Origin of the sequence: Pseudomonas sp. BF-R-30, assembly GCF_019956175.1 — a bacterium.
Classification (GTDB): Bacteria; Pseudomonadota; Gammaproteobacteria; order Pseudomonadales; family Pseudomonadaceae; genus Aquipseudomonas; species Aquipseudomonas jessenii.
Genome location: NZ_JAHBDE010000033.1, coordinates 74,922 through 87,875, shown reverse-complemented (window position 1 = coordinate 87,875; position 12,954 = coordinate 74,922). Strand labels below are relative to the sequence as shown.

The 12,954-nt window shown below is 61.4% G+C and carries 11 protein-coding genes; 10 read left to right on the top strand and 1 reads right to left on the bottom strand.

Going from position 1 to position 12,954, the window contains the following annotated elements; translation table 11 throughout:
- Positions 1-193: 193 nt before the first annotated feature.
- The 4 genes from KGB20_RS17580 (at position 194) to trxC (ending at position 7,359) form a co-directional block, all read left to right on the top strand.
- Entirely contained in the window at positions 194-1,936 is a 1,743-nt protein-coding gene (locus tag KGB20_RS17580; protein ID WP_057712307.1) for a potassium/proton antiporter, read from the top strand.
- A 34-nt stretch (positions 1,937-1,970) separates the two neighbouring features.
- Positions 1,971-5,339: a mechanosensitive channel MscK gene (gene mscK / locus KGB20_RS17575; RefSeq protein ID WP_154910336.1), complete on the top strand. Its 3,369-nt coding sequence runs from the start codon at positions 1,971-1,973 to the stop codon at positions 5,337-5,339.
- A gap of 48 nt (positions 5,340-5,387) precedes the next feature.
- A complete protein-coding gene (gene selO / locus KGB20_RS17570; RefSeq protein WP_154861158.1) occupies positions 5,388-6,851 on the top strand; it encodes a protein adenylyltransferase SelO in 1,464 nt (487 codons plus the stop codon).
- 73 nt (positions 6,852-6,924) lie between these two features.
- On the top strand, positions 6,925-7,359 hold the full coding sequence (gene trxC / locus KGB20_RS17565; protein ID WP_154910335.1) for a thioredoxin TrxC: 435 nt from the start codon (positions 6,925-6,927) through the stop codon (positions 7,357-7,359).
- 129 nt (positions 7,360-7,488) lie between these two features.
- Here trxC and KGB20_RS17560 read toward each other — a convergent pair whose 3' ends face one another.
- Entirely contained in the window at positions 7,489-8,259 is a 771-nt protein-coding gene (locus KGB20_RS17560) for a ParA family protein (protein ID WP_015093167.1), read from the bottom strand.
- Between the two features lie 355 nt (positions 8,260-8,614).
- Here KGB20_RS17560 and KGB20_RS17555 point away from each other — a divergent pair, with 355 nt between their 5' ends.
- From KGB20_RS17555 to KGB20_RS17530, 6 genes are read left to right on the top strand one after another with little or no spacing between them, the layout of a single operon-like run.
- A complete protein-coding gene (locus KGB20_RS17555) occupies positions 8,615-9,340 on the top strand; it encodes a beta-ketoacyl synthase chain length factor (RefSeq protein ID WP_090452742.1) in 726 nt (241 codons plus the stop codon).
- Positions 9,316-10,128 carry a lysophospholipid acyltransferase family protein gene (locus KGB20_RS17550; protein ID WP_154861160.1) on the top strand — a complete coding sequence of 271 codons (813 nt, stop codon included), beginning with the start codon at positions 9,316-9,318 and terminating at the stop codon, positions 10,126-10,128. Before KGB20_RS17555 ends, KGB20_RS17550 begins: the two co-directional genes overlap by 25 nt.
- Positions 10,106-10,381 carry a phosphopantetheine-binding protein gene (locus tag KGB20_RS17545; RefSeq protein ID WP_090452740.1) on the top strand — a complete coding sequence of 92 codons (276 nt, stop codon included), beginning with the start codon at positions 10,106-10,108 and terminating at the stop codon, positions 10,379-10,381. The genes KGB20_RS17550 and KGB20_RS17545 overlap by 23 nt, the downstream gene beginning before the upstream one ends.
- A gap of 9 nt (positions 10,382-10,390) precedes the next feature.
- On the top strand, positions 10,391-10,645 hold the full coding sequence (locus KGB20_RS17540; RefSeq protein WP_007992314.1) for an acyl carrier protein: 255 nt from the start codon (positions 10,391-10,393) through the stop codon (positions 10,643-10,645).
- Positions 10,642-11,187 carry a hypothetical protein gene (locus KGB20_RS17535; protein ID WP_090452738.1) on the top strand — a complete coding sequence of 182 codons (546 nt, stop codon included), beginning with the start codon at positions 10,642-10,644 and terminating at the stop codon, positions 11,185-11,187. Before KGB20_RS17540 ends, KGB20_RS17535 begins: the two co-directional genes overlap by 4 nt.
- Positions 11,184-12,863, top strand: coding sequence for an acyl-CoA synthetase family protein (locus KGB20_RS17530; protein ID WP_154910334.1), 1,680 nt, complete (start codon positions 11,184-11,186; stop codon positions 12,861-12,863). The genes KGB20_RS17535 and KGB20_RS17530 overlap by 4 nt, the downstream gene beginning before the upstream one ends.
- Positions 12,864-12,954: the final 91 nt, after the last annotated feature.

Sequence of the window (12,954 nt, the reverse complement as noted above, 5' to 3'; positions counted from 1 at the left end):
CGCATCTACCGGATTTACGACTGCTTCGCAGCCGAACGGGGGCAAGCCCCCTCGCCACAATGATTTCACCCGGCGTGAAGAATCGCCTGCAAAAAGCTTTTTGACAGCATCACATTTCAACAGGTTAGAATCGCTGGCACGCAGACTGCATGGTCAGTTTGCGCCCGCCTTTCAGCTTTCTGGAGTACTGCCTTTGAATGCGACGACCATCAACAGCCTGTTCTTGATCGGCGCGTTGCTGGTAGGTGCGAGCATTCTGGTGAGCTCACTTTCGTCCCGTCTCGGCATCCCGATTCTGGTGATCATCCTGGCCGTCGGCATGGCGGCCGGTGTCGATGGCGCCGGCATTCTTTTTGATAACTACCCCACGGCTTATCTGGTGGGCAACCTCGCGCTGGCGGTGATCCTGCTGGACGGCGGCCTGCGCACCCGGGTGTCGAGTTTCCGCGTGGCGTTATGGCCGGCGCTGTCGCTGGCGACGGTCGGGGTGTTGATTACCACCGGGCTGACCGGCATGGCGGCCGCGTGGCTGTTCGACTTGAACCTGATTCAAGGCCTGCTGATCGGCGCCATCGTCGGTTCTACCGACGCCGCCGCGGTGTTCTCGCTGCTGGGCGGCAAGGGTCTGAACGAACGGGTAACCGCCAGCCTCGAGATCGAATCCGGCAGCAACGACCCGATGGCAGTGTTTCTCACCGTCACCCTGATCGACATGCTCGCCAGCGGCCAGACCGGCCTGCACTGGAGCCTGCTGACCCACTTGCTGCGCGAGTTCGGCATCGGCGGAGTCATCGGCCTGGGCGGTGGCTGGCTCATGCTGCAACTGGTCAATCGCATCAACCTGGCCACCGGCCTGTATCCGATCCTGGTGATTGCCGGCGGCCTGGTGGTGTTTGCGCTGACCAACGCCCTGCACGGCAGTGGCTTCCTGGCGGTATACATCTGCGGCCTGGTGATCGGCAACCGTCCGGTGCGCAGCCGCCACGGCATCCTGCACATGCTCGACGGCATGGCCTGGCTGGCGCAGATCGGCATGTTCCTGGTGCTGGGGCTGCTGGTGACGCCCCACGACCTGCTGCCTATCGCCTTGCCGGCACTGGCACTGGCGCTGTGGATGATTCTGTTTGCCCGGCCACTGTCGGTGATAGTTGGCCTGTTGCCGTTCAAGGCATTCCATGGTCGCGAGAAGGCATTCATTTCCTGGGTCGGCTTGCGCGGCGCGGTCCCGATCATTCTTGCGGTGTTCCCGCTGATGGCCGGCCTGCCCAACGCTCAGCTCTACTTCAACCTCGCGTTCTTTATCGTGCTGGTGTCGCTGCTGGTTCAGGGCACGAGCCTGCCGTGGGTCGCCAAGCTGCTGAAGGTGACGGTGCCCCCGGAGCCTGCACCCATCTCCCGCTCGGCCCTGGAAGTGCACGTCACCAGCGAGTGGGAACTGTTCGTCTATCGCCTGGGCGCGGAAAAATGGTGCATCGGTTCGCCCCTTCGCGAGCTGAATATGCCCGAAGGCACCCGTATCGCCGCCCTGTTTCGTGGCCAGCAATTGCTCCATCCGTCGGGTAGTACAGTGCTGGAAGTCGATGATTTGTTGTGTGTTATCGGCCATGAACACAACCTGCCGGCCCTCGGAAAACTCTTCAGCCAGGCGCCACAACGGGGCCTCGATCTGCGCTTCTTCGGCGACTTCGTACTCGAAGGAGACGCCCAGCTGGCCGCGGTTGCGGCCCTTTATGGCCTGAAGGTCGAAGGCATCGATCCGGACATGTCCCTGGGTCACTTCATTGCCCAGAAGGTTGGCGGTGCGCCGGTGGTGGGTGACCAGGTGGAATGGAACAACACCATCTGGACCGTGGCCGTCATGGACGGGAACAAGATCGGTAAAGTGGGCGTCAGATTCCCCGAAGGAAGTCGCCCGGGTCCCGGACTCTTCCTCTAAACTGCTTCCACTATCACTTGCTTGACCGGTCTTTATGCCTAATCTGCGCTCCATTTTCGCCGTCGCCCTGCTGGGCTTGAGTCTCTCTGTCAGCACCCTTGGTTTATCGCAAGCGGCGCAAGCGGCCGAACCGCCTTCCAGCGAAGCCGTGCAAGCGAGCCTGGACAAGATCGCCGACCGCAAACTGCCGGAAGCCGATCTGAAGGCCCTGCAATCGGTCCTGCAAGGCACGCTGAGCCAGCTCAACAACAAGCGTGACTACGAGCAGAAGCTGGTCGCGCTCAAGCAGCAATTGAGCAATGCGCCCAAACAGACCATCGAGAACCAGCGTGAACTGACCCGCCTCAAGGCCAGTGCCGTGGTGCCGGTGGCGCAGCGTTTCGCCAAGGAACCGATCCAGCAGCTTGAACAATTGCTCACCGAGCGCTCCACCCAGCAAAGCGACCTGCAAAAGGCCCTGGCCGATGCCAACAGCCTGATCATCACCGCCCAGACCCGCCCCGAGCGCGCCCAGGCGGAGATATCCAGCAGCCAGACGCGCATTCAGCAGATAAACACCACCCTCAAGAACGGCAAGGACGCCGGCAAGACCCTGAGCGCCGAGCAGCGCGACCAGCTCAATGCCGAGTTGGCGGCGCTGAACGCCCTGATCCCGCTGCGGCGCCAGGAACTGGCCGGCAATACCCAATTGCAAGACCTCGGCAACAGCCAGCATGACCTGTTGTCGGAGCGATCCGACCGCCTGGATAAGGAAATCCAGGAACTGCAAACCCTGATCAACCAGAAGCGTCTGGCGCTGTCCCAGGAAACGGTCACCCAGCAATCCATCGAAGCGCAGAAGGCCGGCGGCAGCAGCCTTTTGGCCACCGAAAGCGCGGCCAACCTGAAGCTCTCGGACTACCTGCTCAAGAGCACCGACCGCCTCAACGAAGTCACCCAGCAGAACCTGCAGACCAAGCAGCAGCTGGACAGCCTGACCCAGAGCGATGCGGCCCTGGACGAGCAAATCAACGTGCTCAAAGGCAGCCTGCTGCTCTCGAAGATTCTCTACAAACAGAAACAGGCGCTGCCGCGCCTGCGGCTCGACCGCAACCTGGCCGATCAGATCGCCGACATTCGCCTGTATCAGTTCGAAGTCAGCCAGCAACGGGAATTGCTGAGCAATCCGACCACCTACGTCGAAAACCTGCTGTCGACCCAACCCCCCGAGCAAGTCACGGCGCAGCTGCGCAAAAGCCTGATGGAACTGGCCACCACCCGCGCCGACCTGCTGGAGCGACTCAACCGCGAACTGAGCGCGGTGCTCAATGAATCCATCACCCTGCAACTGAACCAGAAGCAATTGCTCAGCACCGCGCAAAGCCTGCGGGCGACCCTCGATGAACAGATGTTCTGGATTCCCAGCAACAAGCCGCTGGACCTGGAGTGGATTCACAGTGTGCCGGATCGCCTCCAGCGGCAAGTCGATACGCTGCCGGTACTTTCAAGCCTGAGCGAACTGACCGACGGCCTGACCCAGCGCCCGCTGCTGTTCCTGCCACTGGCCTTGCTGATCGGCGCACTGCTGTGGCGGCGCAAGAGTCTATACGCGCGACTGAACAAGGTTCACCAGGACATCGGTCACTTCAAACGCGACAGCCAGTGGCATACGCCGCAGGCAATTCTGATCAACATTCTCCTGGCGATGCCGGTTTCACTGGGCCTCGCATTGTGCGGGCTGGCCCTGCAAATCGACGCCCGTGGGCAGAACGCCAATATGGGCGCGGCGCTGCTGCAAATGGCCGGGGCCTGGCTGGTGTTCTACACCGCGTACCGGATCCTCGCGCCGGGTGGCGTGGCAGAACTGCATTTCCGCTGGGAAAAGCCCCAGGTGGAATTCCTGCGCAGATGGATCCGCCGCCTCGGCATCGTGGTCATGGCACTGGTGACCGTAGTCGCCGTTGCCGAACTGCAACCGGCGGCACTGGCCGATGACGTGCTCGGCATGCCGGTGGTGCTGATCTGCTACGCCTTGATGACCTTGCTGCTCAGCCGCCTGCTCATCAGCAGCCCGACCCACGAAAACGCTTCGCTGTTCCGCAAACTGGTGGGGATCCTGTTCACCGCACTGCCCGTCGCGTTGTTCGTGGCGGTGTGCTTCGGCTACTACTACACCGCGCTGAAGCTCAGCGACCGCTTGATCAACACCCTGTACCTGCTGATGTTCTGGCTGGTGATCGAAGCCACCTTCGTGCGCGGCCTCAGTGTGGCGGCCCGGCGCCTGGCCTACCAGCGCGCCTTGGCCAAGCGGCTGGCCGCCAAAGAGGCCGGCGATGGTGAAGCCGTGATCGAAGAACCGACGATGGACATCGAGAAGGTCAACGAACAGTCCCTGCGCCTGATCCGCCTGGCGCTTCTCGGCGGCTTCATGGCGGCACTGTATTGGGTCTGGGCCGACCTGATCACGGTGTTCTCGTATCTGGACAACGTCACCCTCTACGAATACACCAGCGGTACCGGCGCCAACATGAGCATGGTGCCGATCAGCATCGGCGACATGCTCGGCGCACTGATCATCATCGGCATCACCTTCGCCCTGGCGCGCAACCTGCCGGGTTTGCTCGAAGTGTTCGTGCTGTCGAAGCTCAACCTTGCCCAGGGCAGCGCCTACGCGACCACCACGTTGCTGTCCTACGTGATCGCCGGCGTCGGTTTTGTCTCGACGCTATCGACCCTCGGCGTAAGCTGGGACAAGTTGCAATGGCTGGTGGCAGCGTTGTCGGTCGGCCTCGGTTTCGGCATGCAGGAGATCTTCGCCAACTTCATTTCCGGCATCATGATCCTGTTCGAACGTCCGGTGCGGATCGGTGACACCATCACCATCGGCAACCTGTCGGGCACCGTGAGCAAGATCCGCATCCGCGCCACGACCATCACCGACTTCGATCGCAAGGACATCATCGTCCCGAACAAGACGTTCATTACCGGGCAACTGATCAACTGGTCGCTGACCGACACCATCACCCGGGTGACCCTCAAGCTCGGCGTCGACTACGGCTCGGACCTGGACCTGGTGAAAGAGCTGTTGCTCAAGGCCGCACGCGAAAACCCGCGCGTGCTGAAAGACCCGGAGCCCCACGTGTACTTCCTGAATTTCGGCGAAAGCACCCTCGACCACGAGTTGCGCATGCACGTGCGCGACCTCGGCGACCGCAACCCGGTGCTCGACGAGGTCAACCGCTTCATCAACCGCGAGTTCAAGAAGCAGCACATCAACATCTCGTTCCGGCAGATGGAGGTCTACCTCAAGAACCTGCACGGCCAGGAATACAAGATGGTGCCGATCGAGCCGGAAGCGAAAACCATCGTGCCGATCGTCGACGGTAAGTCGTCGCAACAACCGCCGGCCGCCAAACTCGACTAACCGGCCTTTCCCCAGCAGAATGCTCGGACATTCTGCTGGAGCCGGCCCTTGAAAGCCCTCGACGAACTCACCTTCGATAACCGCTTCGACCGCCTGGGCGATGCGTTTTCCGCCCATGTGCTGCCCGAGCCCATCGATAATCCACGCCTGGTCGTGGCCAGCCCCGCCGCCATGGCGCTGCTGGACCTCGACCCGGCCGTGGCCGAAACCCCGGAGTTCGCCGAACTGTTCAGCGGCCACAAGCTCTGGGCCGACGCAATTCCAAGGGCGATGGTCTATTCCGGACATCAGTTCGGTTCCTACAACCCGCAATTGGGCGACGGTCGCGGCCTGTTGCTCGGCGAGGTGTACAACGAGGCCGGCGAACACTGGGACCTGCACCTCAAGGGCGCCGGCCAGACGCCATTTTCACGCATGGGTGATGGCCGGGCGGTACTGCGCTCGTCGATCCGCGAATTCCTCGCCTCCGAAGCCCTGAACGCACTGAATATCCCGACCACCCGCGCCTTGTGCGTAATCGGCTCCGACACCCCGGTGTGGCGCGAAAAGCAGGAACGCGCAGCCATGGTCCTGCGCCTGGCGCCGAGCCATGTGCGCTTCGGCCACTTCGAATATTTCTACTACACCAAGCGCCCCGAGCAACAGAAAGAGCTGGGTGATCACGTGCTGGCCATGCACTTCCCGCAGTGCCTGGAACAACCGGAGCCGTACATGGCGATGTTCCGCGAAGTGGTGGAGCGCAACGCCGAACTGATCGCCAAATGGCAGGCCTATGGTTTCTGCCACGGGGTGATGAACACCGACAACATGTCGATCCTGGGCATCACCTTCGATTTCGGCCCATTCGCGTTCCTCGATGACTTCGACGCCAACTTCATCTGCAATCACTCAGACGACCAAGGTCGTTACTCCTTCAGCAACCAGGTGCCGATTGGCCAGTGGAACCTCAGCGCCCTGGCCCAGGCCCTGACGCCGTTCATCAGCGTGGAAGCCCTGCGCGAAACCCTCGGGCTGTATCTGCCACTGTTCCAGGCCCATTACCTGGACCTGATGCGCCGCCGCCTCGGCCTGACCACCGCCGAGGATGACGACCAGAAACTGCTGGAGAACCTGCTACAACTGATGCAAAACAGCGGCGTCGACTACAGCCTGTTTTTCCGCCGTTTGGGTGATCAAACGCCGGAACAGGCCATCACCCGCTTGCGTGATGACTTCGTCGACCTCAAGGGCTTTGACGCCTGGGGCGAGCTCTACGTCGCCAGGGTTTCCCGTGAAGGCACGCTTGATCAAGAGCAGCGCCGCCAGCGGATGCACGCGGTCAACCCGCTGTACATCCTGCGCAACTACCTGGCGCAAAAGGCCATCGAGGCAGCGCAGAACGGCGACTACTCGGAAGTCCGTCGACTGCACGCGGTGCTGAGCAATCCGTTCGAGGAACAACCGGGGATGGAAAGCTACGCCGAGCGGCCGCCGGAATGGGGCAAGCATCTGGAGATCAGTTGTTCGTCGTGAGGCACTGCACGATTGAAAATCTGGAGTCATGTCTCCAGATATGGATCATTCGCTTTCGATTGGACGATTTGTCATGACCGACCCACTCCTCATCCCCTGCCCTCATTGCAACGGCCTCAACCGCATCCCGGCCGAGCGCCTCAACGACCATCCGAAATGCGGGCGCTGCAAGGCCGAAGTCCTGTTGAGCAAACCGTTTGAATTGAAGCAAGGCGACTACGCCAGCCAGATCAAGGGCGATCTGCCGCTGCTGGTGGATGTGTGGGCGGACTGGTGCGGGCCGTGCAAGTCGTTCGCACCGGTGTTCGAGCAGGCAGCCGGGCAACTGGCGAGCAAGTGTCGCCTGGCCAAGCTGGACAGCGAGGCGAACCAGCAGTTGTCGGCGCAGTTGGGGATTCGCTCGATTCCGAGCCTGATCCTGTTCAAGAACGGCCGGGAAGTCGCCCGGCAGAGCGGGGCGTTCCCGTTACAGCAACTGATGAGCTGGTTGCGTAGTCAAGGCATCTGAAACAACACGGAACCCTGTGGGAGCGAGCTTGCTCGCGAAGGCGGGCTGACATTCAAAAGAGGTGTCGCCTGATACACCGCTTTCGCGAGCAAGCCCGCTCCCACAGGGGTTCTGTGTTAGCAGCCAGAATCAGGCGTTTTCCAGCAGGTTGTGCAGCTCGACAAACTGCTGGGTCAGCTTGTGCCGCGGGTCGAGATGGATCAGCGGCGTATTGGCCTGGTGGGATTCACGCATGCGTACCGAGCTGGCCAGGTACACCGGCAGCACCGGCAGGCCTTCGGCGATCAGCTCATCGAGAATTTGCTGGGGCAGGCTGGCGCGGGCCTGGAACTGGTTGACGACGATGCCTTCGACTTCCAGGCCTTCGTTATGGTCGTCCTTCAACTCTTCGATTTCCGCCATCAGGCCGTACAGTGCCTGGCGTGAAAAACTGTCGCAATCGAAGGGAATCAGCACACGATCGGCGGCAATCAACGCTGAAACCGCATAGAAATTCAGCGCTGGCGGGGTATCGAGGTAAATCCGGTCGTAGTCTTCGCTCAGTTCTTCAAGCAACTTACGCAGCTTGTTGATCTTGTGCTTGGCTTCAAGCTTTGGCTGCAAGTCCGCCAGCTCGGCGGTGGCGGTAATGACATGGAGGTTATCGAACGGGGTTTCGTAGATGTCGACCTGATTCTTTTTGGAGAACGGCCCGGAAGACAGCGTCTGCTTGAAGAAATCGGCGATGCCCATCGGAATATCGCTACCGGTGAGCCCCGTCAGGTACTGAGTGGAGTTGGCCTGGGCATCGAGGTCCACCAACAGGGTGCGAAAACCCTCGCTGGCACTGACTGCCGCCAGATTGCAGGCAATGCTGGATTTGCCAACGCCACCTTTCTGATTGAACACCACGCGCCGCATGTCAAAACCTCCGTGTATCAAAGAATGACCGAGTGTAGTGGTCCACGGTATGGCTACGCTACCTCACCAGTGCAAGGACTACACAGTCAGTTGCCTTCTCTTGCATGAAAAGCCCTGAGCGCCCCGGCGGTTCGACGCCAGAACCGACAGACGGGGTAATAATTCTGTGAATAGTTGCCAATCATTCAATTTTTGCGAACCTGCCGCTTCATCTTCTGAGCAAAATGTAACCAGCATTTGCTACACGTTCCCGGCACCGGGATAATGCGCGCCACTCGGCGCCAAACGCCACGCAGGGTAAGTCTCGGCCCTCGGCCACTCCCCCGCGTCAAGTAAGCCCGTGAGGGTGGGATGAATGTCTGTGATCAACTTCAACATCGCCCAATGGCGCGCCTGGGCCCCGGGGCTTGATAGCGTGTCCGATTGGCAGGCCTGGTGCCGACAACCGGTCGTGCTGCCGGACAGCGATGCCGCTCCCGACGTTTCCTTTCTGCCGGCCATGCAGCGTCGACGGCTCAGCCGTCTGGCGCGCATGGCATTCAGTGTCGGCTGGCCTTTGGCCGAAGGTCGGCAGGATCTGCCATTGGTCTTTGTTTCCCGTCACGGCGAAACGCCCCGCACCGTCGATATTCTCAGTGATCTGGCCGCCGACCAGCCGCTGTCGCCGACCCGCTTCAGCTTGTCGGTGCATAACGCGATCATTGGCTTGTGGTCGATCATGCGGGGTGAAACCAGCGAAATGACCGCCCTGGCCGCCGCAGGCGATGGCCTGGAACACGGCATGCTTGAAGCTGCCGCGCTGCTGGCTGAAGGCGCTCGCGCGGTACTGCTGGTGGTCACCGAAGAGAAGCCACCCGAGGCTTACTCGACCTGGATCGACGACGTGCCGTTCCCTTATGCCGTCGGCTTGCTGATCACACCCGGTACCGACTGGCAGTTGTCCCTGAACAGCCCCTCGGATGCGTTGTCCAAACCCCGCTGGCCTCACGCGCTGAATCTGCTGTGTGCGCTGCTCGGTCAGCAAACCACCTGCCAACATGCCTGGAAAAATCGTGTATGGACCTGGCAACGCAACCCATGACCGAGAAAAACCGCGACGCCTATTACTGGCGTTTGCTGGCCACCGCCGCGAGCTTCGCCCTGTTCGGGCTGGGCGGGCTGTGCCTGCGCCTGGTGATTTTCCCTGTGCTGAACTGCCTGCCGGGCGACGCCCGGACCCATCGGCTGCGGGCCCGGCAAACGGTCAGCCGCTGTTTCTGGATTTTTGTGCGTTTCATGGCCCGTACCGGGGTACTGACCTATAACATCGAGGGTGCGGAGAAACTCGGTCGCCCCGGGCAAATGATCATTGCCAATCACCCATCGCTGATCGACGTGGTGTTTCTGATCGGCCTGGTGCGTCACGCCAACTGCGTGGTCAAGCAAAGCCTCTGGGAAAACCCTTTCACCCGCGGGCCGCTGCGCTGCACCGAATACATCAGCAACGACGGCAGCATGGACATGCTCGACGCGGCTGCCGACGCGCTGAAAGACGGTCAGACCCTGATCATTTTCCCGGAAGGTACGCGCACTCAGCCCGGCCAGCCGCCGGCCTTTCATCGGGGCGGCGCGGCAATCGCCCTGCGTGGTGCGAAAATCCTCACCCCGGTCATTATCAAGGTCAGCCCGACCACATTGACCAAAGCCGAACCCTGGTATCGCATCCCCAAGCGGCGCGTGCACTTCAGTTTCCGGGTCGGGGCCGATATAGACCCAAAGACCTTCGCCACGCAGGGGCCGGCTCCGCAGGCCTCGCGCAAGCTCAACGATTATTTGCATTCTTACTTCATCAAGGAGCTCGCCGAAGATGAGCGATCTGAACACCCCTAGCCTGGTGCTGGAAATCAAAGAACTGATCATCGACGCCCTGGGCCTCGAAGACATCAGCGCCCAAGACATCGGCAACGAGCAGACGCTGTTCGGCGAAGGCCTGGGCCTGGACTCGGTGGACGCCCTGGAACTGGGCCTGGCCATCCAGAAAAAGTACGGCATCAAAATCGACGCCGATGCCAAGGACACACGCAACCACTTCAGTAACGTGGCGAGCCTTGCGGCGTTCGTCACCGCAAAACAGGCAGCTTGAGACCGGACCATGCAAACTCGTGACGACATTTTCAACACCCTGCGCGATGCCTTGGTCGAGCTTTTCGAACTGGACCCTGAGCGTGTGAGCCTGGAATCCAACCTGTATCAGGACCTGGAAATCGACAGCATCGACGCGGTCGACCTGATCGATCACATCAAACGTCAGACCGGCAAGAAAATCGCCGCCGAAGAATTCAAATCGGTGCGTACCGTCAGTGACGTGGTCGAGGCGGTCTACCGTCTGGTTCAACCCGCCGCATGAATCGACTGATTGGCCTCGGCCTGCTGCTGGCAGGCCTTTTGTATCCCTTTGCGGTGTATTTCGGCATGGAGCATTTCGCCCCGTGGCAGTTCGGGCTGCTGCTGGGCGGGCTGTGGCTGGCCCGGGCGCTGACCGGCAAACGACGGCCCGGCAGCCTGTGGATGGCAACGGTGGCCATTGTGTTCTGCCTGTTGCTGGCACTGTTCGACAGCCCGGCGCTATTGCGTTGGTATCCGGTGTTGATCAGCAGCTTCATGTTGGTGCTGTTCGGATCGAGCCTGACATTCGGCCCACCGATCGTTGAACGCCTGGCCCGGGTACGCGAGCCGCAATTGCCCGCCGAGGGCATTCGCTATACCCGTCAGGTGACCATCGCCTGGAGCGTTTTTTTTCTTTGCAACGGTTTGTGTGCCGCCGCCCTGACCCTCTGGGCGCCGCTGAGCTGGTGGACGTTGTACACCGGCCTGATTTCCTACGGATTGATAGGCCTGATGTTTGCCATTGAATGGCTCATACGAATAAGGGTACGAGGCCACCCATGAATTGGATAAAACTTGAGCACCTGCTGCTCAAGGCTCAGCCGGAGCGCACCGTAACCACTGCTCCGGCACTGGATCACGCCCGACTGTGCGAACAGGCGCTGCGCCTGGCCGCCGGCCTGCAAGCCCGGGGTGTCCGGCAGATGGCCGTGCACCTTGAGGATGCCGCCGACCTGGCGATTGCCCTGTTCGGCGCCTGGCGTGCCGGGGTCAGTGTGCTGCTGCCGTCCGACCTGCAACCGCAGACCCGCCAACGCTGGTCAGGTGATGTTGAGCTGTGGCTGAGCGATCAGCCCGACGATGCGCACCTTGGCGACCTCCAACAGTCGCCGCTTAGTGCCGCCGCGCTGGACCTGGATAACTGCCGACTCAGCCTGTGCACATCCGGCTCCAGCGGCGAACCCAAGCGCATCGAAAAAAACCTGCGCCAACTGGCCAATGAAGTCGAAGCCCTGGAACAGCTGTGGGGCGCTGACCTGGGCCCGGCGTGCATCATTGGCAGCGTCGCCACCCAGCACATCTACGGCCTGCTGTTTCGGGTGCTTTGGCCACTGTGCGCCGGGCGCCCGTTCCTGCGTCGGCAGTTGGCCTTTCCGGAAGACCTGCAACGCGCCAGCCGCGAATACCCGGCCTTCACCTGGGTGGCCAGCCCGGCGCTGCTCAAGCGCATGGGCGACAACCTCGACTGGCCGGCCTTGAGCGCCGTACGCCGGGTGTTTTCCTCCGGCGGCGCATTGCCGGTCGAGGCCGCACAGAGCCTGCATGAGCGTCTGGGGCAATGGCCAACGGAAATCTTCGGCAGCTCGGAAACCGGCGGCATCGCCTGGCGTCAGGGCGCGGAACTGTGGCGACCCTTTGCCGATGTCACGCTGACACAAGACAGTGATGGGGCGCTGCTGATCGCTTCGCCCTACTTACCCGTCGGTCAAATCGAACACACGGCCGATTCAGCGCGCATCGCCATCGATGGTCGCTTCGAGTTGCTTGGGCGACTGGACCGGATCGTCAAACTGGAAGAAAAACGCATCTCGCTGCCGATGCTGGAACAAGCGCTGACGGCCCATGAATGGGTCATCGAAGCTCGGCTCGGCGTCGTTCAGGAAAACCGCGCCTCCCTGGGGGCGTTGCTGGTGCTGAGCGAGGCCGGTTTGCATGTGCTGCGCAATGACGGTCGACGCAGCCTCACCGAGCAATTGCGCCAGCACCTGAGCCAACACTGCGAAGCCCTGGCCCTGCCAAGACGCTGGCGCCTGCTACGACAACTGCCACTGAACGCTCAGGGCAAACTGCCCCAGGCCGACGTCGACGCCCTGCTGTTGGCGCCGCGCCCCAAAGCGCCCGAGGTGCTGGAGCAAGTCGAAAGCAATGGCGAGTGGAGCCTGCAACTGGCCGTGCCACCGGACCTGGCCTATTTCAGCGGTCATTTCCCCAAGGCGCCGGTGTTGCCTGGCGTGGTGCAGGTGGACTGGGCGCTGAGCCTGGGCCAGCAACTGATGAACCTGCCGAAAAAATTCGCCGGCATGGAAGTCTTGAAGTTCCAGCAACTGGTGCGCCCGGGCGACGAAATCCAGCTGCACCTGCGCTACGACCCGGCGCGCGGCAAATTGTATTTCGCCTATCGCAACGAAACCGCCACGTGTTCCAGTGGACGGATCTTGCTGGAGGCAGCGCATGCATAAGTTTGGAGAGTGCTGCGCACTCCTTCGCGAGCAAGTCGAATCGTCGCACCGCCGCTCCCACACTGGATTTGTGAACGCCGCGAACCCCATG

What these genes read in the sequence shown, in the direction of transcription:
- mscK (WP_154910336.1), top strand. Translation starts at nt 1,971, where the DNA reads ATGCCTAATCTGCGCTCCATTTTCGCCGTCGCCCTGCTGGGCTTGAGT.
- trxC (WP_154910335.1), top strand. Translation starts at nt 6,925, where the DNA reads ATGACCGACCCACTCCTCATCCCCTGCCCTCATTGCAACGGCCTCAAC.
- KGB20_RS17560 (WP_015093167.1), bottom strand. Translation starts at nt 8,259, where the DNA reads ATGCGGCGCGTGGTGTTCAATCAGAAAGGTGGCGTTGGCAAATCCAGC.
- KGB20_RS17555 (WP_090452742.1), top strand. Translation starts at nt 8,615, where the DNA reads ATGTCTGTGATCAACTTCAACATCGCCCAATGGCGCGCCTGGGCCCCG.
- KGB20_RS17550 (WP_154861160.1), top strand. Translation starts at nt 9,316, where the DNA reads ATGGACCTGGCAACGCAACCCATGACCGAGAAAAACCGCGACGCCTAT.
- KGB20_RS17545 (WP_090452740.1), top strand. Translation starts at nt 10,106, where the DNA reads ATGAGCGATCTGAACACCCCTAGCCTGGTGCTGGAAATCAAAGAACTG.
- KGB20_RS17540 (WP_007992314.1), top strand. Translation starts at nt 10,391, where the DNA reads ATGCAAACTCGTGACGACATTTTCAACACCCTGCGCGATGCCTTGGTC.
- KGB20_RS17535 (WP_090452738.1), top strand. Translation starts at nt 10,642, where the DNA reads ATGAATCGACTGATTGGCCTCGGCCTGCTGCTGGCAGGCCTTTTGTAT.
- KGB20_RS17530 (WP_154910334.1), top strand. Translation starts at nt 11,184, where the DNA reads ATGAATTGGATAAAACTTGAGCACCTGCTGCTCAAGGCTCAGCCGGAG.